22 protein-coding genes are annotated in these 24,021 nt (G+C 63.4%); 17 read left to right on the top strand and 5 right to left on the bottom strand.

Annotated elements, in window-relative coordinates; translation table 11 throughout:
- The first annotated feature begins 103 nt into the window (after positions 1-103).
- From dapC to AC1RRC_RS21795, 7 genes are all read left to right on the top strand, one after another.
- Positions 104-1,336 (top strand): succinyldiaminopimelate transaminase, encoded by a 1,233-nt coding sequence (dapC, locus tag AC1RRC_RS21825; protein WP_493057624.1) that lies wholly within the window; start codon positions 104-106, stop codon positions 1,334-1,336.
- A gap of 11 nt (positions 1,337-1,347) precedes the next feature.
- On the top strand, positions 1,348-2,175 hold the full coding sequence (gene dapD, locus AC1RRC_RS21820; RefSeq protein ID WP_493057623.1) for a 2,3,4,5-tetrahydropyridine-2,6-dicarboxylate N-succinyltransferase: 828 nt from the start codon (positions 1,348-1,350) through the stop codon (positions 2,173-2,175).
- Positions 2,176-2,293: 118 nt separating this feature from the next.
- Entirely contained in the window at positions 2,294-3,433 is a 1,140-nt protein-coding gene (locus AC1RRC_RS21815) for a PilT/PilU family type 4a pilus ATPase (RefSeq protein WP_493057622.1), read from the top strand.
- 117 nt (positions 3,434-3,550) lie between these two features.
- Positions 3,551-3,904, top strand: coding sequence for an ArsC family reductase (locus tag AC1RRC_RS21810; protein ID WP_493057621.1), 354 nt, complete (start codon positions 3,551-3,553; stop codon positions 3,902-3,904).
- 2 nt (positions 3,905-3,906) lie between these two features.
- Positions 3,907-5,040: a succinyl-diaminopimelate desuccinylase gene (gene dapE / locus AC1RRC_RS21805; RefSeq protein WP_493057696.1), complete on the top strand. Its 1,134-nt coding sequence runs from the start codon at positions 3,907-3,909 to the stop codon at positions 5,038-5,040.
- A 58-nt stretch (positions 5,041-5,098) separates the two neighbouring features.
- Entirely contained in the window at positions 5,099-5,986 is an 888-nt protein-coding gene (gene prmB / locus AC1RRC_RS21800; RefSeq protein ID WP_493057620.1) for a 50S ribosomal protein L3 N(5)-glutamine methyltransferase, read from the top strand.
- Between the two features lie 9 nt (positions 5,987-5,995).
- A complete protein-coding gene (locus AC1RRC_RS21795) occupies positions 5,996-7,990 on the top strand; it encodes an ATP-binding cassette domain-containing protein (protein WP_493057619.1) in 1,995 nt (664 codons plus the stop codon).
- A gap of 185 nt (positions 7,991-8,175) precedes the next feature.
- Here AC1RRC_RS21795 and AC1RRC_RS21790 read toward each other — a convergent pair whose 3' ends face one another.
- Positions 8,176-8,658, bottom strand: a complete 483-nt coding sequence (locus AC1RRC_RS21790; RefSeq protein WP_493057618.1) for a chemotaxis protein CheW — start codon at positions 8,656-8,658, stop codon at positions 8,176-8,178.
- Positions 8,659-8,821: 163 nt separating this feature from the next.
- Here AC1RRC_RS21790 and AC1RRC_RS21785 point away from each other — a divergent pair, with 163 nt between their 5' ends.
- Positions 8,822-9,904 (top strand): HDOD domain-containing protein, encoded by a 1,083-nt coding sequence (locus AC1RRC_RS21785; protein ID WP_493057617.1) that lies wholly within the window; start codon positions 8,822-8,824, stop codon positions 9,902-9,904.
- A gap of 11 nt (positions 9,905-9,915) precedes the next feature.
- Here AC1RRC_RS21785 and AC1RRC_RS21780 read toward each other — a convergent pair whose 3' ends face one another.
- The 3 genes from AC1RRC_RS21780 to AC1RRC_RS21770 all read right to left on the bottom strand — a co-directional run bounded on the left by AC1RRC_RS21780 (position 9,916) and on the right by AC1RRC_RS21770 (position 14,386).
- Positions 9,916-11,787 (bottom strand): flagellar assembly protein A, encoded by a 1,872-nt coding sequence (locus tag AC1RRC_RS21780; protein ID WP_493057616.1) that lies wholly within the window; start codon positions 11,785-11,787, stop codon positions 9,916-9,918.
- 3 nt (positions 11,788-11,790) lie between these two features.
- The gene (locus AC1RRC_RS21775) at positions 11,791-13,722 is read right to left on the bottom strand and encodes a flagellar assembly protein A (protein ID WP_493057615.1); all 1,932 of its coding nucleotides are present in this window, start codon (positions 13,720-13,722) and stop codon (positions 11,791-11,793) included.
- A 226-nt stretch (positions 13,723-13,948) separates the two neighbouring features.
- Positions 13,949-14,386: a hypothetical protein gene (locus AC1RRC_RS21770; RefSeq protein ID WP_493057614.1), complete on the bottom strand. Its 438-nt coding sequence runs from the start codon at positions 14,384-14,386 to the stop codon at positions 13,949-13,951.
- 176 nt (positions 14,387-14,562) lie between these two features.
- Here AC1RRC_RS21770 and ompR point away from each other — a divergent pair, with 176 nt between their 5' ends.
- The 3 genes from ompR to AC1RRC_RS21755 all read left to right on the top strand — a co-directional run bounded on the left by ompR (position 14,563) and on the right by AC1RRC_RS21755 (position 17,704).
- The gene (gene ompR, locus AC1RRC_RS21765; protein ID WP_493057613.1) at positions 14,563-15,321 is read left to right on the top strand and encodes an osmolarity response regulator transcription factor OmpR; all 759 of its coding nucleotides are present in this window, start codon (positions 14,563-14,565) and stop codon (positions 15,319-15,321) included.
- Positions 15,322-15,331: 10 nt separating this feature from the next.
- On the top strand, positions 15,332-16,714 hold the full coding sequence (locus AC1RRC_RS21760; RefSeq protein ID WP_493057612.1) for an ATP-binding protein: 1,383 nt from the start codon (positions 15,332-15,334) through the stop codon (positions 16,712-16,714).
- 90 nt (positions 16,715-16,804) lie between these two features.
- Positions 16,805-17,704 (top strand): hypothetical protein, encoded by a 900-nt coding sequence (locus tag AC1RRC_RS21755; protein ID WP_493057611.1) that lies wholly within the window; start codon positions 16,805-16,807, stop codon positions 17,702-17,704.
- Here AC1RRC_RS21755 and AC1RRC_RS21750 read toward each other — a convergent pair.
- Complete coding sequence (locus AC1RRC_RS21750) at positions 17,691-19,064, bottom strand: MFS transporter (protein ID WP_493057610.1); 1,374 nt, start codon at positions 19,062-19,064, stop codon at positions 17,691-17,693. The genes AC1RRC_RS21755 and AC1RRC_RS21750 overlap by 14 nt on opposite strands.
- A gap of 243 nt (positions 19,065-19,307) precedes the next feature.
- Here AC1RRC_RS21750 and AC1RRC_RS21745 point away from each other — a divergent pair, with 243 nt between their 5' ends.
- The 6 genes from AC1RRC_RS21745 to AC1RRC_RS21720 all read left to right on the top strand — a co-directional run bounded on the left by AC1RRC_RS21745 (position 19,308) and on the right by AC1RRC_RS21720 (position 23,969).
- The gene (locus AC1RRC_RS21745) at positions 19,308-19,781 is read left to right on the top strand and encodes a VOC family protein (RefSeq protein ID WP_493057609.1); all 474 of its coding nucleotides are present in this window, start codon (positions 19,308-19,310) and stop codon (positions 19,779-19,781) included.
- Positions 19,782-19,791: 10 nt separating this feature from the next.
- Positions 19,792-20,220, top strand: coding sequence for a YciI family protein (locus AC1RRC_RS21740; RefSeq protein ID WP_493057608.1), 429 nt, complete (start codon positions 19,792-19,794; stop codon positions 20,218-20,220).
- Positions 20,221-20,268: 48 nt separating this feature from the next.
- Positions 20,269-20,976: a YciI family protein gene (locus AC1RRC_RS21735; RefSeq protein WP_493057607.1), complete on the top strand. Its 708-nt coding sequence runs from the start codon at positions 20,269-20,271 to the stop codon at positions 20,974-20,976.
- An 11-nt stretch (positions 20,977-20,987) separates the two neighbouring features.
- On the top strand, positions 20,988-22,319 hold the full coding sequence (locus tag AC1RRC_RS21730) for an RNA polymerase sigma factor (protein WP_493057695.1): 1,332 nt from the start codon (positions 20,988-20,990) through the stop codon (positions 22,317-22,319).
- A gap of 7 nt (positions 22,320-22,326) precedes the next feature.
- Positions 22,327-22,665, top strand: a complete 339-nt coding sequence (locus AC1RRC_RS21725) for a hypothetical protein (RefSeq protein WP_493057606.1) — start codon at positions 22,327-22,329, stop codon at positions 22,663-22,665.
- A 146-nt stretch (positions 22,666-22,811) separates the two neighbouring features.
- Positions 22,812-23,969, top strand: coding sequence for an iron-containing alcohol dehydrogenase (locus AC1RRC_RS21720; protein WP_493057605.1), 1,158 nt, complete (start codon positions 22,812-22,814; stop codon positions 23,967-23,969).
- The last annotated feature ends 52 nt before the right edge of the window (positions 23,970-24,021 follow it).

Raw genomic sequence — 24,021 nt, 5'->3', positions numbered from 1 at the left:
AATACCCCTCATAGCCCCGCCCCTGCGCGCCGATTGCCGGCTGACGCTATAATCACTGGTTCCGATCTCGCTCTGTACCCTGTAACCTGCCTCTGGTCCGCCCGTGAATCCACATCTCGACAAGCTGCAATCGTATCCGTTCGAAAAACTCCGGCAATTGTTCGCGCAAGTCACGCCGAACGCCGCGTACAACCATATCAGCCTGGGCATGGGCGAGCCCAAGCATCCGACGCCGCCATTCATCCAGCAAGCGCTGGCCGATAACCTGGACGGCCTGGCCAGCTACCCGCTCACCATCGGCAACGAACCGCTGCGCAAGGCCATTTGCGGCTGGCTCGAGCGCCGCTATGGACTGCCGGCGCTGAACCCGGCCACGCAAGTGTTGCCGATCAACGGTTCGCGCGAAGCCTTGTTCGCGCTGGCGCAAACCGTGGTCGATCCGACCCGGAAGGATGGCGAGCGCGCCATCGTGGTGTCGCCGAATCCGTTTTACCAGATCTATGAAGGCGCGGCCTACCTGGCCGGCGCCGAACCGTATTTCGTGAACTCCGACCCGGCCCGCAATTTCGGCTGCGATTACGACAGCATTCCCGAAGACGTCTGGCAGCGCACGCAATTGCTGTTCGTCTGCTCGCCGGGCAACCCGACCGGCGCGGTGCTGTCGCTGACGGAATGGGAACATTTGTTTGCCCTGTCCGAGCGCTACAACTTCGTAATTGCCGCCGACGAGTGCTACTCCGAGATTTACTTCGACGAGCCGCCGCTGGGCGCGATGCAGGCGGCCCACATGCTGGGCCTGGCCACCATCGAGCGTCCGTATGCGCGCCTGGTTGTGTTTTCCAGCCTGTCGAAACGCTCGAATGTGCCGGGCATGCGGTCCGGCTTTGTCGCCGGCGATGCCGAAGTGCTGAAAAAATTCCTGCTGTACCGCACCTACCACGGCGGCGCCATGAGCCCTCCCGTGCAGGCTGCGTCGATCGCGGCCTGGAACGACGAAACCCACGTCGAAGACAACCGCGCACAATACCGCGCCAAATTTGCCGCCATCACACCGCTGATGCGGGAAGTGATGGACGTGGCGCTGCCGGACGCCGGTTTTTACCTGTGGGCCGATGTCACCCGCACCGGCCTGTCGGACACCGAGTTCGCACAGCGCCTGTACGCCGAATATAATGTCACTGTATTGCCCGGAAGCTACCTCGCGCGTGACGCGCACGGCATCAACCCGGGCCGCAACCGTATCCGCATGGCGCTGGTCGCCGAAACCGAGGAAGGACTGGAAGCTGCGCAGCGCATCGTCCAGTTCTGCAAAAACTTAGCTCCATCCATTCAATAAAGAAGATCATCATGACCCAACAACTGCAACAAATCATCGAACAAGCGTGGGACAACCGTGCCGAGATCAACCCGGGCAACGGTACCGCCGAACTGCGCGACGCCGTGTCGCACGTGCTGGCCGGCCTGGATAACGGTTCGCTGCGCGTGGCGCAAAAAGACACCGGCACCTGGGTGGTGAACCAGTGGATCAAGAAAGCCGTGCTGCTGTCGTTCCGCCTGGAAAACAACGTGGTGCTGCCATCGGACGGCACCATGCAGTTCTACGACAAGGTGCCGACCAAGTTCGCCAACTACACCGAAGCCGACTTCCAGCAAGGCGGCTTCCGCGTGGTGCCGCCGGCGGTGGCCCGCCGTGGTTCGTTCATCGCGAAAAACGTGGTGCTGATGCCGTCCTACGTCAACATCGGCGCCTACGTCGATGAAGGCGCGATGGTCGACACCTGGGCCACGGTGGGTTCGTGCGCACAGATCGGCAAGAACGTGCACTTGTCCGGCGGCGTCGGCATCGGCGGCGTGCTGGAACCAATGCAAGCCAACCCGACCATCATCGAAGACAACTGCTTCATCGGCGCCCGTTCGGAAATCGTCGAAGGCGTGATCGTGGAAGAAAATTCCGTGATTTCCATGGGCGTGTACATCGGCCAGTCGACCAAGATCTACGACCGCGCCACCGGCGAAGTGACCTATGGCCGCGTGCCGGCCGGTTCGGTCGTGGTCTCGGGCAACCTGCCTTCGGCCGACGGCAAGTACAGCCTGTACTGCGCGGTGATCGTCAAGCGCGTCGATGCGCAGACCCGTTCCAAGACCAGCATCAACGAACTGCTGCGCGGCGTGTAATTCCCGTAGGGCGGGTTTTACAAACCCGCCATGCATGCGCACCGGCGACGGCACGGCGGCTTTGTAAAAGCCGCCCTACGTATTTCGAGTCGACTTGTTTGATCTTGAGGAGGCAATCATGGCCATGGACCGCCTGTTCCAGTTGATGAAGGAAAAAGCCGCATCGGACATGTTTTTCGCGGTGAACTCCCCCGTCCATATCAAGATCAACGGCACCCTGATTCCCATCAACCAGCAAAAGCTGGAGCCGGAAAACATCCACGCGCTGCTGTCGGAAATCTGCTCTCCCGAACAGATGGACGAACTGGAGCGCACCAACGAACTCAATTCCGGTTATTCGGTCCCCAACCTGGGCCGCTTCCGCCTGTCGGCGTTCCGCCAGCGCGGCAGCATTTCCGCCGTGTTCCGCTTCGTGCCCGCCACCATCCCCGCGCTGGGCGACCTCGGCTTGCCGCCGGTGCTGGCCGAACTGATCATGGAAAAACGCGGCTTGCTGCTGCTGGTGGGGTCCACCGGTTCCGGCAAATCCACCACCATCGCGGCCATGCTGGACCACCGCAATGAATTGAAGCCGGGTCACATCCTGACCTTGGAAGACCCGATCGAGTACCTGTTCAAGAACAAGAAATCCATCGTCAACCAGCGCGAAATCGGCGCCGACGCTAAGGATTTCTATACCGCGCTGCGCAATTCCATGCGCCAGGCGCCGGACTGCATCCTGATCGGTGAAATCCGCGACAAGGAAACCATGGCGGCCGCCCTCGCCTACGCGCAATCGGGCCACCTGGTGCTGGCGACCCTGCACGCCAACAACAGCTACAACGCGCTGAACCGCATCATCAGTTTTTATCCGATTGAAAACCGCGCGGCGCTGTTCCAGGACATGTCGGCCACCGTCAAGGCCATCGTGTCGCAGCGCCTGATCAAGTCCGCCAGCGGCGGCAGCCGCACCGCCGCGGTGGAAGTCATGGTCAATACGCGCTACATCTCGGAACTGATTGAAAAAGGCGAGATCAGCCAGATCAAGGAAGCCATGGAGAAAAGCCTGACGGGCGGCTCCCAGTCGTTCGAAATGGCCCTGTTCAAGCTGGTCCAGGAAGGCAAGATCAGCCAGGAAGAAGCGCTGGCCAATGCGGATTCCGCGACCAACCTGCTGTGGCTGCTCAATAACGGGCCCGAAGCCAAGAAGGACGAACCGGAACAGGCGGCGGCTTCGGCGTCGCCTGAAACGTCGTTCACGGAATTCAAACTCGGCTAGCCGCCACCGTTGCCGGCGCGGCGCCTTCCCACGGCGCCGCGCCGGACGCCGGGTTCCCCACCCGCTATAATGCGCATTGACGCCGCCGTCCGGCGGCGATGCACTTCCAATTTACCCATGATTACTCTCTACGGCATCCCGAACTGCGACACCGTGAAAAAAGCCCGCGTGTGGCTGGCGGACCAGCAGCATGACTTCACGTTCCACGACTTCAAAAAACAAGGCTTGAGCGCCGACACCGTCAACGGCTGGCTGGCCAGCCTCGACTGGGAAGTGCTGGTCAACAAGAAAGGCACCACCTGGCGTGGTTTGCCCGATGAACGCAAGGCCGCCATCGTTGACGCGGCCAGCGCCCGCGCCCTGATGCTGGAATTCCCGTCCGTGATCAAGCGCCCGGTGCTGCAAGGCGCGGGCACGGCTTGCCATGTCGGCTTTTCCGCCGCCCAGTACGGCCAGATCTTTAGCGCATAATGATGACCACCTCCCGTACCCTCGCGCTGACTGAAAAACTCATCGGCCGTTCGTCCGTCACGCCGGAAGACAAAGGTTGCCAGGACCAGTTGATCCACTTGCTGCAACCGTTGGGCTTCCGATGCGAAACCATCCAGTCGGGCGAAGTGACGAACCTGTGGGCGCGCCGTGGCACGGAGGGGCCGGTGCTGGTGTTTGCCGGCCATACCGACGTGGTGCCGACCGGTCCGGTCGAACAATGGTCGTCGGAACCGTTTTATCCGACCCAGCGCGACGGTAAACTGTATGGCCGTGGCGCGGCCGACATGAAAACCTCGATTGCCGCGATGGTGGTGGCGTGCGAAGAATTCATCGCGGCGCATCCGGACCACAAGGGCTCGATCGCCTTCCTGATCACCAGCGATGAAGAAGGTCCCGCCACCGATGGCACCGTGGTGGTCTGCGACATGCTGAAGGCGCGCGGCGAACAGCTCGATTACTGCATCGTCGGCGAACCCACGTCCGACAAGGTGCTGGGCGACACCATCAAGAATGGCCGCCGCGGCTCCCTGTCCGGCAAGCTCACCATCAAGGGCATCCAGGGCCACATCGCCTATCCGCAACTGGCGCGCAACCCGATCCACCAGGCCGCGCCGGCGCTGGCCGACCTGGTGGCCGAAGTCTGGGACCACGGCAATGAGTACTATTTGCCGACGTCGTGGCAAATGTCGAACATCAAGGGCGGCACCGGCGCCAACAACGTGATTCCCGGCGACGTCGTGATCGACTTCAATTTCCGTTTTTCCACCGCCAGCACGCATGACGATTTAAAACGCCGCGTGCATGCGATCCTCGATAAACACGGCCTGGAATATGACCTGCAATGGACGCTGTCCGGCCTGCCCTTCCTGACACCGCCCGGCGCCCTGAGCAGCGCCATGGCCGACGCCATCAAAGAGGAAACCGGCGTCGAGACGGAACTGTCGACCACCGGCGGCACCTCGGATGGGCGCTTCATCGCGCAGATCTGCCCCCAGGTGATAGAATTCGGCCCTCCCAACGCCAGCATCCACAAGATCGATGAGCACATCGAGCTGCGATACATTGATCCGCTGAAGAATATCTACCGCCGTACACTGCGGTTATTGCTGACTTAAACCGCTTTAACCTGTTTTAACCTGTTGACCTGATCACTTGAAAGGCCAGGAAACCACCATGCCAAATACCCTGTTCACCACACCGCGCGACTTGCTGCGCTACGCCGTTACCCGCTTTAACACCGCCCAGCTGTTCTTCGGCCATGGCAGCGTGGAAGCCATCGATGAAGCGGCTTACCTGATCTTGCACACCCTGAAGCTGCCGCTGGACAAGCTCGATCCGTTCCTCGATGCGCGCCTGCTGCCGGAAGAAGTGCAATCGGTGCTGGACGTGATCGAACGCCGCGCCGTGCAGCGCGTGCCGGCCGCCTACATCACTAAGGAAGCGTGGCTGGGCACCTATGCCTTCTACGTCGACGAACGCGCGCTGGTGCCGCGTTCGTTCATCGCGGAACTGATCCCGCAATACTTCTCGCCGTGGGTGACGGACCCGGACGACGTCACCAACGTGCTGGAACTGTGCACCGGCTCCGGTTGCCTGGCCATCATGATGGCCGACGCGTTCCCGAACGCGCACGTCGATGCGGTCGATATCTCGCGCGACGCGCTCGACGTGGCGCGCCGCAATGTCGACACCTATGAACTGGCCGACCGCGTCACCCTGATCGAGTCGGACCTGTACCAGAACGTGCCGAAGAAAAAATACGACATCATCGTCACCAATCCGCCATATGTGAATTCCGCGTCGATGGCCAAGCTGCCGCCGGAATACCTGGCCGAACCGCAACTGGCGCTGGCCGGCGGCGTCGACGGCATGGACCTGGTGCGCCGCATCGTGTCCGGCGCGGCCGAGCTGCTGACCGACGATGGCTTGCTGATCGTGGAAATCGGCAATGAACGCGAATTCGCGGAACAGGCGTTCGGCGACCTCGGCCTGACCTGGCTGACCACCAGCGCCGGCGACGACATGGTCTTCCTGCTGACCGCCGACCAGTTGAAACTTTAAAACCTACTTATGATCCGTCTGAACCAAGTCAGCCTGATGCGCGGCATTAAGCCGCTGCTCGAGCAGGTCGACCTTACCCTGAATCCTGGCGACAAGATCGGCCTGATTGGCGCCAACGGCGCTGGCAAATCGAGCCTGTTCGCCATGCTGCGCAACGAGCTGCATCCCGACCAGGGCGATATCGATTTCCCCGCCAAGTGGCGCATGGCCTATGTGGCGCAGGAAACGCCGCCACTCGAGCGCGCCGCGCTCGACTACGCGATCGATGGCGACGTGACCTTGCGCCGCCTCGAAGCCGAACTGGAACGCCTGCAAAGCGAACCGGAATCGACGGAAAACGGCATCGCCATGGGCGAAGTCTATAGCGCGCTGGCCGACGCCGACGCCTACACCGTGCAGTCGCGCGGCGAACAGTTGCTGCTCGGCCTGGGCTTTTCGCTGGACCAGATGCAGCAACCGGTCGCCAGCTTCTCCGGCGGCTGGCGCATGCGCCTGAACCTGGCGCAGGCGCTGATGTGCCCTTCCGACCTGCTGCTGCTCGATGAACCGACCAACCACCTGGACCTGGACGCGATCATCTGGCTGGAAGACTGGCTGAAACGCTACGCCGGCACCCTGATCATCATTTCCCACGATCGCGACTTCCTCGACGAAATCGTGAACGTGGTGGTACACATCGACGAGCGCAAGCTGAAGCGCTACTCGGGCAACTATTCTTCGTTTGAACGCCAGCGCGCGGCGCAAATGATCCTGGCCGCGGGCGCGCTGGAAAAGCAGCAGCGCAAGCGCGCCCACCTGGAATCGTTCATCGACCGCTTCAAGGCCAAGGCGTCCAAGGCCAAGCAGGCGCAAAGCCGCATGAAGGCGCTGGCCAAGATGGAAGAACTGGCGCCGCTGCGCGCGGCGGCGGAATTCTCGTTTGAATTCCGCGAACCGCTCAACGCGCCAAATCCGCTGATGGTGATGGAAGACGTCAATTGCGGCTACCGCATTGAAGACGAGAAGACCGGCAACGTGACGGAAAAAGCCATCGTCAACCGCGTCAATTTCTCGCTGCAGATCGGCCAGCGCATCGGCCTGCTGGGTGTCAACGGCGCCGGTAAATCCACGCTGATCAAGACCATCGCCGGCGAACTGACGCCGCTGACCGGCGACGCGACCATCGGCAAGGGCTTGACCATCGGTTACTTCGCCCAGCACCAGGTTGAAATGCTGCGCCACGACGAATCGCCGCTGTGGCACCTGGCGAAAATCGCGCCGACCGTGCGTGAGCAGGAATTGCGTAATTTCCTGGGCGGCTTCAACTTCCCCGGCACCATGGTGACCAGCCCGATCCGCCCCTTCTCCGGCGGCGAAAAGGCCCGCCTGGCGCTGGCGCTGATCGTCTGGCAGCGTCCGAATTTGCTGCTGCTCGATGAACCGACCAACCACCTGGACCTGGAAACGCGCGAAGCGCTGACTGAAGCGCTGGCGCAGTTCGAAGGCACGCTGGTGGTGGTATCGCACGATCGCCACCTGCTGCGCGCGACCACCGACCAGTTCATCATCGTGGCCGACGGCAAGCTGCAACCATTCGACGGCGACCTGGACGACTACAAGGACTGGCTGTTCCAGACCAAGCTGGGCAAAGGCACCGATGTGCTGCCGGCCGCCGGCAAGGCCAACAAGACCGATTACCCGGTCGCGTCGCCCGTGGCTCCGGCGCCCGCCGCCGCCGACAAGCGCGACCAGAAACGGCTGGATGCCGAACAGCGCCAGCGCCTGTCCGCGCAACGCAAGCCGATTGAAAACAAGATCAAGCGGCTCGAAGAGCAGATCGCCAAGCGCAATGCGCAAAAGGCCGAGATCGACGGACAGCTGGGTGAAAGCACCATTTACGACGCGGCCAACAAGGCCAAGCTGAAAACCCTGCTGACAGACCAGGCCTTCTATACCAAGGACCTGGAACAGCTCGAAGGCGAGTGGCTGGAATTGCAGGAACAGCTGGAAGCGCTGGCGGCCTGACGGATTGCGGTCCGCGCCCACCCGGCATCGCCTCCTGATGCCGCAGGCCTGACTGTGTAGGGCGGTTTCCGCAACGCGGAAGCCGCCATGCATGCGTCCCCGACGGCGCATCGGCGGCTTTGTAAAAGCCGCCCTACGCTGTCACGCTGGCACCACTGGGACGTTGCGGTGTCGTTTTAACACCCTCACGCGGCATGCAATTCCCTGCCGCGCCGGATCGCCATCAGCTTGTCGATGTCCACCACGATCAGCTTGCGCCCCGCCACCGTCTCGCCAATCCCCAGCAAGTATTCCACCTCCCGCGCCAGTCCCGGCATCGGCTGGATTTGCGCTTCATCGAGCAGCACCACATCGGTCACGCCATCGGTGACCATTCCCATCACGCAGTTCGTTAATTGCAAAACAATGACATCCGTGCGCGGGTCATGTTGCGGCGGGCGGGGGCCGAAGGCGATGCGCATGTCGACGATCGGCATGATCACGCCGCGCGACATGGCCACGCTGCCCAGCACGGCGCCATCCTCGGCAAAACGGTCCATGGTGCACAATGGCCGCAGTTCGCGCACATTGCGGTAATCCAGCGCATATTCCAGTCCGCCCAGGCGGAAACTCAGGTATTGCCGCAGCACGGCCCTGGCGGCGCCAGGCATCATCGAGGTGTGCATCATGTTCCTTTCGCAGTGAGTCACGCGTGGAACCATGCTAACCGTGCCTAGCTGCAACAAGTTGATTGCGCGCAACAAAGCGCCCGTGACTGTGCGACGATTGCATTCGAGCAAAGAGCCGGTACAATGGATTGCCATGCCCGCGCACGATGACTGAAAGGCTTTCATGTACCAGTGGCTCAAGCGCATGATCCTCGGCGCCAGCCCGCCTGAAGCGTCCGGCGCCGCCACCGTTCCGCCCGCGCCGCTCCCACCCGCACCCGCACCGGCACCCGCCGCCGCCGCCGCCTCCCCCGGGACTGCGGCAAGCGCCGAGCCGCCCGAACCCGCAGCGGCGCCGTCCTACCAGCAAAAAGAACGCATCGATACCGCCTATGCGGACTGGCTGTTTGGCGGGTGGCGCGACGATACCCCCGCTACGGCCGCCGTCGAGGCGCGCGTGCTGGAATCCCTCAATGCCATCGCCCGCTCCCAGCATTCCGGCGCCGACCTGATGCGCCGCATGCCGGGCGTGGTGCCGCAATTGCTGCAAAGCTTGCGCAGCGAAACATTTTCCGGCGCGGACATCGCGCGCAAGATTTCCAGCGACGTGGTGATGGTGGCGGAAGTGATCCGCCTTGCCAACAGTTCGGCGCTGGCGTCCGGCCAACCCGTGACCAGCGTACACAACGCGGTCCTGGTGATCGGCCAGGAAGGCTTGCGGCAACTGGTGACGTCCGTCGCCTTCCGGCCCATCATCGACTTCAACGCGGGACCGCATACCCGGCGCATCGCGCCGCGCATCTGGGACCATTCCGAGCGCTGCGCCCACGCCTGCCGCAAGCTGGCGCCGGCCTTCGGCATCGAACCGCTGGACGCTTTCCTGGCCGGACTGGTGCTCAATGCGGGCCTGATGGTGGCGCTGGGCATGATGGACCGCCAGCTCCAGGATGGCCAGCGCCTGGGCAGCGCGGCATTCACGGCCCGCCTGATGCCGGCGGCGCGCCTGGTCGCGTCGGGCATCGCCAAAGAGTGGCGTTTCCCGGACAGCGTCAGTCTGGCGCTGACGGAACAGGTCGCGGTCCGCAAAGGCGCGCCGATGTCGGCGATGGGCCGCCTGCTGGCGCAGGTGGAATACCTGTGCAAGGTGAAGATGCTGGCGGAACAGGGGAAAGTGTCGGCGCAGGAAGAAGGCTTGTTCGACGGCCTGCCGACCGGCGTGCAAGCGTGTTATGCGGAAATCGTGAAGACCTCGTCCGGATACCAGTAACCGGCGCTGACTCAGGGCGCAAGGCCAGCGGCGGAAGTCCAGTCCACCGTGCCGCCGCTGCCGGAAAAGACCGGCGCGGTGCGCGGCGCCGATGCGCGCAGCCGGGCCTTGACATCCTTGGCCGGCTGATCGTACGGCGCGCCATGGTCCGGGCTGAAATCCATGGTGCGCACCACGGTATCGCCGTTCACCATGGCGACCTTGCAGGCGCCCCGCCCCGCCATGTCCTGCTTGCGCTGGCGCACCTGCGCCACCATCTCCTGCACCTTGGCCTGCTCGGCCAGCGCTTCCTTCACGCCCAGCGACAGCTTGCCGACCGTGCGCAGCGCCGGTCCCACCTGCACCGCCATTTTCTGGAACAGCGCCAGCTGCTCCGGAGTCAACATCACTTCCTGCTTGCGCACGCGGGTCGCCAGGGTCAGGTAATTGCGCACGTCCGGCTCGTTGGTGATGGCGTCGATTTCCCCCTTGACGCGCGCCGCCACGGCGGCATGGCGCGCGCCCTTTTCTTCCAGTTCCACGATGGTCTTGTCGTACTTCGACGTATCGGGCACCAGCGGGAACAACAGCATTTCAATTTGCCTGCGCGGCCCGGCGCTGCCGATGGCAATCCGCTGCGCGGCCACCGCGCACCCTTCGGCCACCTTGATTTCCACTTCATCGGCCATGATTTCGCAATTCGACGCTTCGCCGATCACGACCCGGGTGCCGGTGATGACGCAGCTTTCGGCGCGCCCCAGGGTCACCACGCCTTTTTTGGTTTGCACCACGGAGGCCGACGCCACGCCTTTGACTTCGATATCGCCATCGGCATTCATGGCCGCGCCACCCATCAGGTTGCGGCGCAGGCTGATCGTGCCGCCGCGCGAATTGATATTGCCAAACACGTCGCCATGGATCGTGATGCTGCCGCCATCGACGCTGCGCTGTTCCTGCACTTCGCCGAATTCCTCGTACTCGCCGGTCAGCTGCAAATTCCCGGTGGTGCGCGCACTGACGCCTTCGCGGCTGATGATCTTGGGGCCGATGGAAATGCGCTTGCTGCCGTCAATCGATAAGAAACCTTCCGTGGTCGAGACCAGGAATTGCACGCCATTGACTTCTTCGACGGCCGTGCCGGGGCCCGCCATGGCCGGCAGATCGATATCGCGCGGCTGCGGCGCTTCCAGTGGGATACCGGACAATTCATAGCCGCGGATGCCCGGCACCCGGGGCACCTTGCGCAGCAGCCGCACATGCGGCGGCATTTGCGGGAACCGGTTCTGGAATGTGTGCAAGTCAAAGCGGCCGTTCGCCATTTCACGCGGCGCATTGCTGCGGTGGATGTTTTGCGCCACTTCCACGATGGCGGCGTCGCGTCCCGGCATCGCGTTCAGGCGCCGCGCCGCGATCAGCCGCGTGACACGGCCGGCGGCGATGGTGGCTTTCACGGCCGGCGCGTCGATGCCGAAGCGGATCCCCTTGACCCACATGTCGGCCACGAATTCATCGAAGTTCAGGCGCGCCGGCGTCGGCGGCATGTCCGGGACCGTGAAGAACACCGGCTCGAAGTAATATTCCGCTTCGCCATTGATGATGCGGACGGATTTGTACAGCTCGCGCCGCTGCGCGTGGAATGGCAGGATATTGTCGGCGAAGCGCACCAGGTCCTTGCCTTTGAGCGATGCCGGCAATTCCGCGCCGGCGTCGTACAGGACGCGGATGAAAACCGCGTAATCAAGTCCGGAAAAATAACCGTTGGAAAGAAAGACCTGGTTGATGGCGGCCTGGCACGCCGCGGCCGCAGCATCGGCGCGGAAATAAATGCCATCGTCGCGCTGCACCAGCGACGACGGCAATTCGCCGTCGGTGGGCATCACGACCGCCTTCACATGTTCAGCCACCGCTTACTCCCCTTCCGCCTGGTCCGGCTGGTCCGGCTGCTCCGGCGGAGCATCCGCCTGGGCGCCACGGCCAACCCAGGCCACCGCGCCGCTGCTGCCGGAAAACACCACCGATGCCGCCGGCAAAGCGCCGCGCAGGTAGGTGCGCACCTCCCTGGGCGCAAGCGATGCGGCGGACGGGACACCCGGCGCCAGCGCCAGGCTGCGCACGATGACGTCGCCCGACACCAGTTTGATTGTACAGTGCGCCTGCGACACCAGATCGTCCTTTTGCTTGCGGACCTCGGCCAGCTGGGCCCGGCGCACGGCGACCTGGGATTCCGCGGCTTTCATTTTCTGCAGCAGTTGCCCGACCTGCTTCAATTGCGGCTCCACCAGCGCCGCCATTTTCTTCAGTTGTGGCGCCTGCTCCGGCGTCAAGGTGGCCTCGCCCTTGCGCAAGCGGGCCGTCAGGCTCATGTACGCGCGCACCTGGGGCACGGCGGTAATCTGTTCCGCTTCGCGCTGGAATTGCGCGCGGTAACCCTCCAGCGCCCCGGTCTTGCCTTCCAGTTCGGCCAGTTGCGCATCGAGTGTGCTGGTGTCCGGGATATGGACCAGCGCCAGCATTTCAGTCTGGCGCCGTGGTCCCGCGCTGTCGATATCAATGCTGCGCGCCGCCACCGCGCAGCCTTCGGCCAGCACGATATGCACTTCATCGGCCACGATGTCGCAGTTGGACGCTTCTTCCAGCGTGACCTTGGTGCCGATGATGACGCAATTGTCGGCCCTGCCCTTCAGCACGATTTCACCGTCTTTCGTATGCAGGGTGGCGCCGGACGCGACGCCTTTGACCTTGATGTCACCTTTGGCGTTAATGGCGCTGCCGCCGACGATATTCCCGCCCAGCAAAATCTCACCACCGCTGGAATGGATATTGCCAAACACATTGCCACGGATGGTGATGTCGCTGCCATTGACGTCGCGCATTTCCTGCACGTCGCCGAATTCCTCGAACGCGCCGGCCAACTCCAGGCTGCCGGTGGTGCGGCCGCTGACGCCCTCGCGGCTGACGATCTTGTCTCGCACGGAAATGGTGCCGGCCTTGGCGTCCACGTCAAGGAAGCCATCCTTGTCGGCCACCAGGAATTCGCCCTGTTCGCCGCGGTCGATGCTGGTGCCTTCGCCGATCCAGCGGCGGAAATCCAGGTCCGCCGGCGGCGCCGCCAACAGCACCGTGCCGGTGACTTCCAGCCCGCGCGCGCCCTGCACGCCCGGCATCTTGCGCAGCAGGCGCATGCCCTGGCGGATTTGCGGGAAGCGGTTCTGGAAGCTGTTCATGTCGATGCGGCCATCGGCGCGGGTGCGGGGCGCATCGCTGCGGTGCAAATCTTCCGACACTTCCACCACGTGCGCATCGACCGACGGTTCCGGATCGAGGCGGTGCGCCACGGTCACGCGGTCGCCGCGCGGTGAATTGATGCCATGGCGCACCGCCGCTTCATCGATGCCGTAGCGCACGCCCTTGACCCACATGTCGGCCACGAATTCATCGAAGTCGAGTTTGACCGGCGTTTCAGGAATCACGGTGCCATCGGGTAATTCCTGCTCGTCGTAGAACAGTGGCTCGAACACATATTCCGCCTGGCCCCGGCCCATTTTCAAGCCCCGGTACAAAGCCTGGCGGCGCGGATCGAATTTCTGCAGCGCGGCGGCGATCCGGCTATGCGTATCGCCCGGCAGACCCGGCGGCAATGCCGGCCCGACCTGGAACAGCGCGCGGATAAACACCGGGTAGTCGATGCCTTCGAGATAGACGCCCGTGGCAAAAATTTGCGACATGGACGCCGCCAGTTGGGACGGCGGCAGCGAAACGTCAAGGTAAACGCCATCCTGGCGCAAGGACACGCCATTGGGCAAGGCTGTAGCGGCGGCTTCAGCTGCTTTGTCTACCACAATTATTCTCCTGACAGGCCAGTACCGGCGCCAATATCATCCATGGCAAGCAACATTCTTGCAAGGAATAAATATTACAGGTCCGTCAAGCCGTTGGGGAAATCATGAAAGTGATGCTGCAATGCTACGCCGATGGCGGCTGAGCCGCCATTCAGGAGAACGTTTGTGCCAGGCTGGGGAAGCGGGCGGAGGGGATAACGGTGTAAGGCGAACGGGTAAAACAAACTTATCGGCGTTGCGGACGGACGTAAATTTCCTGGCCCGCTTCATTGATCTGGCGCCGCAGATCGCGGCGTTCGTCCGGCGTCATGCGGTCGACCCGGCGCGACATGTCGGCATTACCGGATTCCTGCATGGTACGGCGGCGCTCTTCCGCGCGCTCGAAGGCGCGGGTGTCGCGCTCGCGGGTGTCGCTGCGGTTATCGCGATTGTCGCGCTCTTCGCGGCGCGGCGGTTCGCGGTCGCCGGGGCCGAACGCGTGGGCCGGCGCGGCGGCCAGCAAGGCGCCTGAAAACACGGACGAGACCAGCCACGCCCCGACCGACAGGCCGCCGAGTCCAGGCCAATGCGCAGACCAATGCGCAGGCAAACGCGCGGACAAACCCGTGGCCACTTGCGCAGGTGCCTGCCGTGCCTCGTTCGATTTGTCGGTTTGCTTGCTCATGGTGTGCCTCGTTGGTTTCCTCTTACTTGCCATAGTTCGCAGTGTATGGGCAATTGCCGCACAGGGTAATGCCTATAGGGTAAAGTTTGTAACAGTTTGTAATGGGTTGGCACGAACGTTTGCTCCAGGCCAATATGACGTTACCATAGCAAGTGCGTTTTACACAATTCCAGACCATGATGACGAATTCGAACGAACCAGGCAACACCACCCCGGGCCACCAGGCCAAAATCATGGTGGTCGATGACGACGTCCGCCTGCGCGATCTGCTGCGCCGCTACCTGACCGAACAAGGCTTCAATGTGTTCACGGCGGAAAACGCCACCGCCATGAACAAACTGTGGCTGCGTGAACGCTATGACTTGCTGGTGCTGGACTTGATGCTGCCGGGCGAAGACGGCCTGTCGATTTGCCGCCGCCTGCGCGGCGCCGGCGACCAGACCCCGATCATCATGCTGACCGCCAAGGGCGAAGACGTGGACCGTATCGTCGGCCTGGAAATGGGCGCGGACGATTACCTGCCGAAGCCATTCAACCCGCGTGAACTGGTGGCCCGCATCGGCGCCGTGCTGCGCCGCAAGCAGCCCGATGAAATTCCGGGCGCGCCATCGGAAACCCCGCAAACCTTTGAATTCGGCCAGTTCGTGCTGGACTTGGGCACCCGTACCCTGAAGAAAAACGGCGAAACCGTGCCGCTGACCACCGGTGAATTCTCGGTGCTGAAAGTGTTTGCGCGCCACGCGCGCCAGCCGCTGTCGCGCGAAAAACTGATGGAACTGGCGCGTGGCCGCGAGTATGAAGTGTTCGACCGCTCGCTCGACGTGCAGATTTCACGCCTGCGCAAACTGATTGAACCGGATCCGTCCAGCCCGCTGTACATCCAGACCGTGTGGGGCCTGGGCTACGTGTTCATCCCGGAGGGCCAGCCGCGCTGACCTCGTGGCCATGATGCGCCCCGCTGCCGCCTTGTCTTACATTTCCCGCTTCTTTTCCCTGGCCGCCCTGAAAAGCGGCCTGTTCTGGCGCACCTTCCTGTTGCTGGGCGTGCTCACGACGCTGTCCATGTCGGCCTGGGTCTACATGATCAGCGTGGTGCAGCGCGAACCGCAAGTCCAGCAGATTTCCGCCCAGGTGATTTCCGTCGTCACCATCACGCACGCCGCCCTGACCCACTCCGCGCCCGAATTGCGGCGCGAATTGCTGTTTGAACTGGTGTCGAATGAAGGCATCCGCATTTTCACGCTGGAAGACGACGACGAAGCCGAGCCGCCGCCCGACAATGCGCTGATGCCGGAAATCGAAGCGCTGGTCAAAGCCAAGCTGGGACCGCATACGCGCTTTTCCTCCAGCGTCAATGGGATGCCCGGTTTTTGGGTCAGTTTCAATATCGGCGATGACAGTTACTGGCTGATGCTTGAACGCGAACGCCTGCAGGGCCTGACCGGGATCCAGTGGCTGGGCTGGGCCGGCGTGGTGTCGGTGCTGTCGCTGCTGGGCGCGGCCCTGATTTCCAGCCTGATCAACCGTCCGCTGGCGCGGCTGACCACCGCCACGCGCGACGTGGCGGAGGGCCGCCGCCCGGATCCCCTGCCGGAAAAAGGCCCGGCTGAAATCGCCCAGGCCAACCGCAGCTTCAACCAGATGGTGGAAGACCTGGCGCAGGTCGAGTCGGACCGCGCCGTGATCCTGGCCGGCATTTCCCATGACTTGCGCACGCCGCTGGCGCGCATGGGGCTGGAAGTGGAAATGGCGAACCTGTCACGGGAAGCGCGCGACGGCATCCAGTCCGATATCGCGCAAATGGACGCCATCATTGGCCAGTTCCTCGATTACGCCAAGCCGACCGAGGCGGCGACGTTCATCAACGTGGATCTCAGCGCGCTGCTGCACGAAGTGGCCGGCGACGCGGCCCGCCTGCCGGACGTCAAACTCACCACCGACATTGCCGAACGCGCCCATGTACTGGGCAATGCCACCGACTTGAAACGGGTGTTCAATAACCTGGTGGAAAATGCGCGGCGCTATGGCAAGACGCCGGACCAGGAGGTGACGGAAATCGATATCCGCTGCACCGTCAAAGGCATGGGCGCCTTCCGCCGCGTCATCATCGAGGTGGCGGACCACGGCAGCGGCGTGCCGGACGACCAGATTGCCCAATTGCTGAAACCCTTCACGCGGCTGGACGCGGCGCGCGGCCAGGCCAACGGCGCCGGGCTGGGCCTGGCCATCGTCGACCGCGTGCTGCAGCGCCATGGCGCCGAACTGCTGGTGAGCAACCGCGATGGCGGCGGACTGCAATTCCAGATCACCATGAAGGCGCTGGCCTGAGGAGCTGGCTGCGCGCGGTGACAATCCGCGCATTTCTTGCGCGAATAATTTGCTACGCTGCAGCCCCTTGCATTTCATTTCAGGCAGCACATGCGTTTCAGCCACATCCTGATCATCGCCACCGTGGGCGCGGGCGCCATCTGGTATGCCTGCCGCCCGGGCGGCACGGCCGTGGATGCGCCATCCTCGTTGCCCGTCTCGACCGCGGCCCCCGCCAAGCCGCCGGGCGCATCAGCCACGGCCGCGCCGGCGCCGGCCCCGGCCTCCGCTGCCGCCGGGGCCGGCGCCTCGCGGCTGGAACACCACCTGGCGATCTTTGCGCGGATCGACAATCCCATCATGGCGCTGACCGCTTTTCAGATGATTGAAAGCTGCGTCGACTTCCAGCGCAACGAATCGCGCCATGTCGATGAAAAAACCGGCAAGACGCGCCCGCTGAGCGATGCGGAGCGCCGCGAGAAAGCCGACTATTGCGCGCACATGACGGAAACCATGAAACGCGACCGGCTGGTCTATCTGGAGCAGGCGTTGAAAGGCGGCGCGATGGGCGCGGCCATCGCGTTCATCAGCGCCGGGCCGTTCGGCGATCCAGGCGCCCTGGTCACGCGGCCCGATGATCCGCTGGTGCAGGAATGGAAAAAGCAAGCCAGCGGCCACCTGGTGGAAGGGGCGCACAGCGGCGACATGACCGCCCTGATGTACCTCCACACTTACGACAGCGCATCCGGCATACCGGGCATTTCGCCGCTGCTGCAGCATGCGGCCGGGATCGCCGTGATGCGCATCATGACGGCCACCGCAAACGAGCTGCCCGGCTTCAACCCTTTTGACGAAACCCTGTTGCAGCCGCCAAAAACACTGGACAAGGGCCAGTTGGCGGCGGCGCGCGCGATGGCCGACGAGCTGGTCCTTGCCTACAAGGAGCGCAAGGAACGCGGCGGCAGCCGGACTTCCCTGCGCGAACCGCGGCCCGCGGTTACAGGTCGGTGATTTCCTTGTGGTGCGGCACCAGGATTTTCATGATGCCCCACGCGATCAGGTACGCCACCGCGCAGATCGAGAACATGATCATGTAGCCGGTGGCGATCTCGTTTTGCGCGCCGTAATAGTCAAACAGCCAGCCGCCCAGCTTCGACAACAGCACGCCGCCCAGGCCGCCCGCCATGCCGCCGATACCCACCACCGACGCCACGGATTTTTGCGGGAACATGTCCGACACGGTGGTGAAGATATTGGCCGACCAAGCCTGGTGGGCCGAGGCGCCGATCCCGATCAGCAATACCGGCACCCAGAAGCTGATATACCCGAGCGGCTGCGCCAGCAGCACCACCAGCGGGAACAGGGCAATCACCAGCATGGCGCGCATGCGGCCGTCATACGGCGCCATGCCCTTGTTCATGAAGTAGGCCGGGAACCAGCCGCCGCCGATACTGCCGATCATGGTCATGCTGTACAGCACCGCCAGTGGCACCACGATGTCGGCCTTGCCCATGCCATATTGCACCGACAGGTATTTTGGCAGCCAGAACAGGAAGAACCACCACACGCCGTCGGTCAGGAATTTACCGGCCACGAAGGCCCAGGTCTGGCGGTAGCCGAACAGGCGCGTCCATGGCACTTTCGCGCCTGGCGTGGCGACCGGCTGCGACGAGGCATCGCTGCGCACATAGGCCAGCTCCGCCGCGCCCAGTTTCTTTTCCGGGGTGTCGAACATCACTTGCCAGAACCCCATCCACACAAAACCCACCACGCCGATCACGATGAAGGCGGCTTGCCAGCCCCAGTTCAGGGCGATCCACGGCACCGTCAGCGGCGCCAGGATGGCGCCCACGTTGGCGCCGGAATTAAAGATCCCGGTGGCAAACGAGCGCTCTTTCTTGGGGAAGTATTCCGCCGTGGCTTTGATGGCCGCCGGGAAGTTGCCCGCCTCGCCCACGGCCAGTACGGCGCGCGACAGCATGAAGCCGGCAATCGAGACCGGCACCGCCGCCATCCCAAAGGCGCCCAGCATGGCGGCCACCCCCTCGCCCATCGGCACGGAATACGCGTGCATGACCGCGCCCAGCGACCAGACGACAATGGCCAGGATGTATGCTTTCTTGGTGCCCATGCGGTCCACCACGCGGCCCGCGAACAGCATGGAGATCGCATACACGAACTGGAAAACCGCCGTGATGTTGGCGTAATCGGAATTGGACCAGCCGAATTCCTTCGACAAGTCCGGCGCCAGCAAGCTCAAGACCTGGCGGTCCAGGTAATTGACGGTGGTGGCAAAAAACAGCAGCGCGCAGATGGTCCAGCGGTATTTACCGAGGACTTGCTGGCTAACAGGGGGCTCGCTCAGGTTCATGGTCGTTCACTCTTATGGTGTTGGTGGGCGAATTCCCCGGTCTCCAACGGGGATGCTTCAGCAATATGCTAAGTTGTATGTCATCGTACAACCTAAACGCATCAGCCGCAAGAAAACCACAAATATTTTTTTCTACCGTGTCGATCTGGCATTTGGCCATCCGTCGTGTGAGTATGGGCGCCCGAACTTGTCTTTATCACCACGCGCCCTGCGTTTCATCCACCAACGTTCAAGGAGAGTGCCATGACCCAAGTTGCCCCGATTCCAGCCGGTTTTTCCACCGTGACCCCGCACATCGTATGCGAAGGCGCGGCCGACGCCATCGAGTTCTATAAAAAAGCCTTTGGCGCGGTGGAAATGGGCCGCATGCCCGGCCCCGATGGCAAGTTAATGCACGCAATGATCCAGATCGGCAATGCCTACGTGATGCTGGTCGACGATTTCCCCGACTGGGGCAGCTTCGGCCCGAAAGCGCTGAAAGGCTCCCCGGTCGTCATGCACCTGTATGTCGAAGATACCGATGCCTGGTTCCAGCGCGCGGTGGACGCCGGCGCCACGGCAAAAATGCCGCCGGCCGACATGTTCTGGGGCGACCGCTATGGCCAGGTGACGGACCCGTTCGGCCACACCTGGTCGATCGCCACCCACCAGCGCGACCTGACCCCGGAACAGATGCAGGAAGAAATGATGAAACAAACCCCGGGTTGCGGCCAGTAAGGAGGATGCCATGCGTTTCATGATCATCGTTAAAGCCAGCCCGGAATCCGAAGCCGGCAAAATGCCCAGCGAAGCATTGCTGACCGCCATGGGCAAATACAATGAGGAATTGGCCAACGCCGGTGTGATGCTGGCCGGCGAAGGCTTGCACCCCAGTTCGCGGGGCGCGCGCGTGCACTTTTCCGGCGGCAAGCGCATTGTCACCGATGGACCGTTTTCGGAAACCAAGGAATTGATCGCCGGCTTTTGGCTGATTCAGGTAAAGTCGCTGGACGAAGCCATTGAATGGGTCAAGCGCTGCCCCAACCCGATGGAAAGCGATTCCGACATCGAGATCCGGCAAGTGTTCGAGCCGGAAGATTTCGGCGCCGAATTCACGCCGGAATTGCGGGAGCAGGAAGCGCGCATCATGGCCAAGGCGAGCGCCAACGCAACCTGACCGGCGCCGCTGCCACTGTCACCACAGGCACCACCTTAGGAGGATGCAATGCAATACATGATTTTGCGCAGGGCCGACCAGACCACCGAAGCGGAAGGCTTTCCGCCGCCGCAACTGGTGCAGGCCGTGCCTTCCGCGAAATGGCTGCATCCTTCCGCGTCCGGCGTGCGCATGCGGCGCGCCGGGGGAACCTGGCGCGTGACCGAAGCGCCATTCGCGCCGGCCACCGAGCTGGTGGCCGGTTTTACCGTGATCGAAGCGGACAGCCGCGAACAGGCGCTGGCCTGGGCGGCAAGCTGGCCAAGCGCGGATGGCGAAGGCAACGCGGTGCTGGAAGTACGCGAAGCGGGCTGCCCGGGCGGCTGCGTGGGGTTTGATACCGGCGAAGAACCCCGCACCCGGGCCTATGCCGTGCTGCTGCGTTCCGACGCGGGCAGCGAGGCCGACCTGGAGCCGCCGCCGTCCGTCATCGACACCATGAACCGCGCCAACCGGGCTGGCGTCGCGGCCGGCATCGCGCTGGCCGGCGAAGGCTTGAAGTCCACGGCCCGTGGCGGCCGCGTGAAATTTAACGGCGGCAAGCCGGCCTTCATCGACGGGCCGTTTGCCGAAGTGAAGGAACTCATTGCCGGCTACTGGCTGATCCAGGCCGACACGCTGGAACTTGCCATGGACTGGGTCCGCCACTATCCATTTCCCCACCCGGATGTGCTGGAAGTTGAACTGCGCACCGTGCACATCCCTGCCCGCCCATAACCGTGCAACCGGTGCCATCGCCACAGGCTGGCCAACGCGATATCCGCCGCACCATCGAAGCGGTCTGGCGCATCGAATCGGCCCGCATCATCGCGGTGGTGGCGCGCATGCTGCGCGGCGTCGGCGAAGCCGAGGAAATCGCCCAGGATGCGCTGGTGGCGGCCATGGAAAAATGGCCGGAAACCGGCACGCCGGACAATCCCGCCGCCTGGCTGATGACGGTGGCGAAAAACCGCGCCCTGGACTTGCTGCGCCACCGCCAGCTGCGGCAGGACAAGGAATTCGAACTCACCTATGAAATCGAAGGCCAGCTGGCAGATACCATCCCCGATGTCGCGCTCTCCGTCGAACAGGCGCTGGACGACAACATCGGCGACGATTTGCTGCGCCTGGTCTTTATCGCCTGCCACCCGGTGTTGTCGATGGAAGCGCGGGTGGCGCTGACCCTGCGCCTGCTGGGCGGCCTCACCACCGATGAAATCGCGCGCGCATTCTTTGTGCCGGAACCCACCGTGGCGCAGCGCATCGTGCGCGCCAAGCGCACCCTGGCCGAGGCGCAAGTGCCGTTCGAGGTGCCGCGCGGCCCGGAGCTGGGCGAACGGCTGGCCGCCGTGCTGCAAGTGATTTACCTGATCTATAACGAAGGCTATGCGGCCAGTGCGGGCAATGACTGGATCCGCCCGGCGCTGTGCGAAGAAGCGCTGCGGCTGGGCCGCGTGCTGGCCGGGCTGGCGCCTGGCGAACCGGAAGTGCATGGCTTGGCGGCGCTGATGGAAATCCAGTCGTCCCGCTTGCGGGCCCGGCTCGATCCGCAGGGCAACCCGGTGCTGTTGCTGGAACAGGACCGTTCCCGCTGGGACCAGTTGCTGATCCGCCGCGGCCTGGCCGCTTTGGCCCGGGCGCAAGGCCTGTGCGCACGCCAGCAGCGCGGCCTGGGTCCATATGCGCTGCAAGCGGCGATTGCCGCCTGCCACGCACGCGCCCGGCGCGCCGGCGACACCGACTGGGGCCGGATTGCCGCCCTGTATGACGGCCTGGCCCAGCTGGCGCCGTCGCCCGTGGTGGAACTGAACCGGTCCGTCGCGCTGTCGATGGCGTTCGGCCCGGAAACCGGACTGGAAGTGGCCGATGCCTTGCTTGATGAGCCGGCATTAAAAAATTACCATCTGTTGCCCAGCGTACGGGGCGACTTCCTGTTCAAGCTGGGCCGCATCGCGGAAGCCCGCGCTGAATTCGAACGGGCCGCGGAACTGGCGCAAAACCAGCGCGAGCGCGACCTGTTGCTGGCGCGCGCCGCCGCCTGCGGCCCCGCCCTGCCATCCGGCGCCAATAACCCGCTATGATGGCGGCATGCACTACTTTGATGACCTGTATATCGTCCGCACACCGCCGGTGACACCTGCGCAATGGGAAGCGCTGGTCCGCCAGCGCAGCGATTTCCAGCGGCCCGACCTCAGCCTCGATTGCCACGTCTACGTTGGCGACGTCGAACTCGATGGCGCCGGCGTCCTGGTCTGGCTGGGCCACAGTTCGGGACAGGCGGTACCGGTGCAATGGACGGCGCGCCACCTGTACATCCCCGGCATCGACGGTGAAACCGTGGCCTTCGTGCACGGACTGGCATTGCAACTCGATGCGTGCGTGGTGCACAAAGTCCACCCGATGAACGTGGCGTCGCTGGCGGATTAGCCGGCCAAGGCCGGCCAATCCGCCCTGGGGGCCCCATCGTACGACCGTCACTCCTGTCGGAGTGCCTTAAAAACTGATAGCGCGCACATTTTCCGCGCCTGCGCGATAATGGCGGCCTTCAATGTGATACAACTTGGGAGCCAGCCTTGTTCAACTTCGATTTTTACAATCCCACCCAGATCCTGTTCGGCCAGGGCCAGATCGCGGCCATCACGCCGCTGGTGCCGGCCGGCGCGCGCGTGCTGATGCTGTATGGCGGCGGCAGCATCAAGCGCAACGGCGTCTATGACGAAGTCAAGGCCGCGCTGTCCGGCCATACCGTCATCGAGTTTGCCGGCATCGAACCGAACCCGCATTTTGAAACCTTGATGAAGGCGGTCGAGATCGTCAAGGCGGAACAGATTGATTTCCTGCTGGCGGTCGGCGGCGGCTCCGTCATCGACGGCACCAAGTTTGTCGCGGCGGCGGCCCTGCATGACGGCGATCCGTGGCTGATCCTGGAAAAAGGCGGCAAGACCATCACGGCCGCCATGCCATTCGGCGCCGTGCTGACCTTGCCGGCAACCGGCTCGGAAATGAATGCGGCCAGCGTCGTCACGCGCGCCAGCACACAGCAAAAGCGTGCCTTCATGCACCGCGCCGTGTTCCCGAAATTCTCCGTGCTGGACCCGTCGAAAACCTTTACCCTGCCGCTGCGCCAGGTCGGCAACGGCGTGGTCGACGCCTTCGTGCACACGATGGAACAGTACATGACCTATCCGGTCGATGCTCCGCTGCAAGACCGCTGGGCCGAAGGCATCCTGCAAACATTGATCGAACAAGGTCCGCGCACCCTGGCCGAACCGGACAATATCAAAGTGCGCGCCAATATCATGTGGTGCGCGACCATGGCGCTGAACGGCGTGATCGGCGTGGGCGTGCCGCAAGACTGGGCCACCCACATGATCGGCCATGAATTGACGGCCCTGTATGGGCTCGACCATGCGCAAACGCTGGCGGTGGTCTTGCCCGGCATTCTCACCGTGCGCAAGGACGCCAAGCGCGCCAAGCTGCTGCAATACGCGGCGCGTGTGTGGAACATCACCGAGGGCGACGAGGACGCCCGCATTACCGCCGCGATCGAGCGCACACGTGGCTTCTTCGAGCAAATGGGCGTGCCGACCCGCCTGTCCGGCTATGGCCTGGGTCAGGACGCGATCGACGCCGTGGTGGCGCGGCTGGTCGAACACCGCATGGTCAAGCTGGGCGAGCACCGCGACATCGATGCCGATGCCAGCCGCGCGGCCCTGCAACTGAGTTTGTAATACGCGCTATGGCCGCCATGTAAGGCGCCGTGCGGCGCCTTATGTTAAACTT

The organism is Pseudoduganella sp. GW821-FHT12E03 (assembly GCF_058807115.1).
This window is presented reverse-complemented; position numbering and strand designations above follow the sequence as displayed.

Bases quoted from the DNA above. Each gene is read 5' to 3' on its own strand.
- dapD (WP_493057623.1), top strand. From the start codon at position 1,348: ATGACCCAACAACTGCAACAAATCATCGAACAAGCGTGGGACAACCGT.
- AC1RRC_RS21815 (WP_493057622.1), top strand. From the start codon at position 2,294: ATGGCCATGGACCGCCTGTTCCAGTTGATGAAGGAAAAAGCCGCATCG.
- AC1RRC_RS21810 (WP_493057621.1), top strand. From the start codon at position 3,551: ATGATTACTCTCTACGGCATCCCGAACTGCGACACCGTGAAAAAAGCC.
- dapE (WP_493057696.1), top strand. From the start codon at position 3,907: ATGACCACCTCCCGTACCCTCGCGCTGACTGAAAAACTCATCGGCCGT.
- prmB (WP_493057620.1), top strand. From the start codon at position 5,099: ATGCCAAATACCCTGTTCACCACACCGCGCGACTTGCTGCGCTACGCC.
- AC1RRC_RS21795 (WP_493057619.1), top strand. From the start codon at position 5,996: ATGATCCGTCTGAACCAAGTCAGCCTGATGCGCGGCATTAAGCCGCTG.
- AC1RRC_RS21790 (WP_493057618.1), bottom strand. From the start codon at position 8,658: ATGATGCACACCTCGATGATGCCTGGCGCCGCCAGGGCCGTGCTGCGG.
- AC1RRC_RS21785 (WP_493057617.1), top strand. From the start codon at position 8,822: ATGTACCAGTGGCTCAAGCGCATGATCCTCGGCGCCAGCCCGCCTGAA.
- AC1RRC_RS21770 (WP_493057614.1), bottom strand. From the start codon at position 14,386: ATGAGCAAGCAAACCGACAAATCGAACGAGGCACGGCAGGCACCTGCG.
- ompR (WP_493057613.1), top strand. From the start codon at position 14,563: ATGATGACGAATTCGAACGAACCAGGCAACACCACCCCGGGCCACCAG.
- AC1RRC_RS21760 (WP_493057612.1), top strand. From the start codon at position 15,332: ATGATGCGCCCCGCTGCCGCCTTGTCTTACATTTCCCGCTTCTTTTCC.
- AC1RRC_RS21755 (WP_493057611.1), top strand. From the start codon at position 16,805: ATGCGTTTCAGCCACATCCTGATCATCGCCACCGTGGGCGCGGGCGCC.
- AC1RRC_RS21750 (WP_493057610.1), bottom strand. From the start codon at position 19,064: ATGAACCTGAGCGAGCCCCCTGTTAGCCAGCAAGTCCTCGGTAAATAC.
- AC1RRC_RS21745 (WP_493057609.1), top strand. From the start codon at position 19,308: ATGACCCAAGTTGCCCCGATTCCAGCCGGTTTTTCCACCGTGACCCCG.
- AC1RRC_RS21740 (WP_493057608.1), top strand. From the start codon at position 19,792: ATGCGTTTCATGATCATCGTTAAAGCCAGCCCGGAATCCGAAGCCGGC.
- AC1RRC_RS21735 (WP_493057607.1), top strand. From the start codon at position 20,269: ATGCAATACATGATTTTGCGCAGGGCCGACCAGACCACCGAAGCGGAA.
- AC1RRC_RS21725 (WP_493057606.1), top strand. From the start codon at position 22,327: ATGCACTACTTTGATGACCTGTATATCGTCCGCACACCGCCGGTGACA.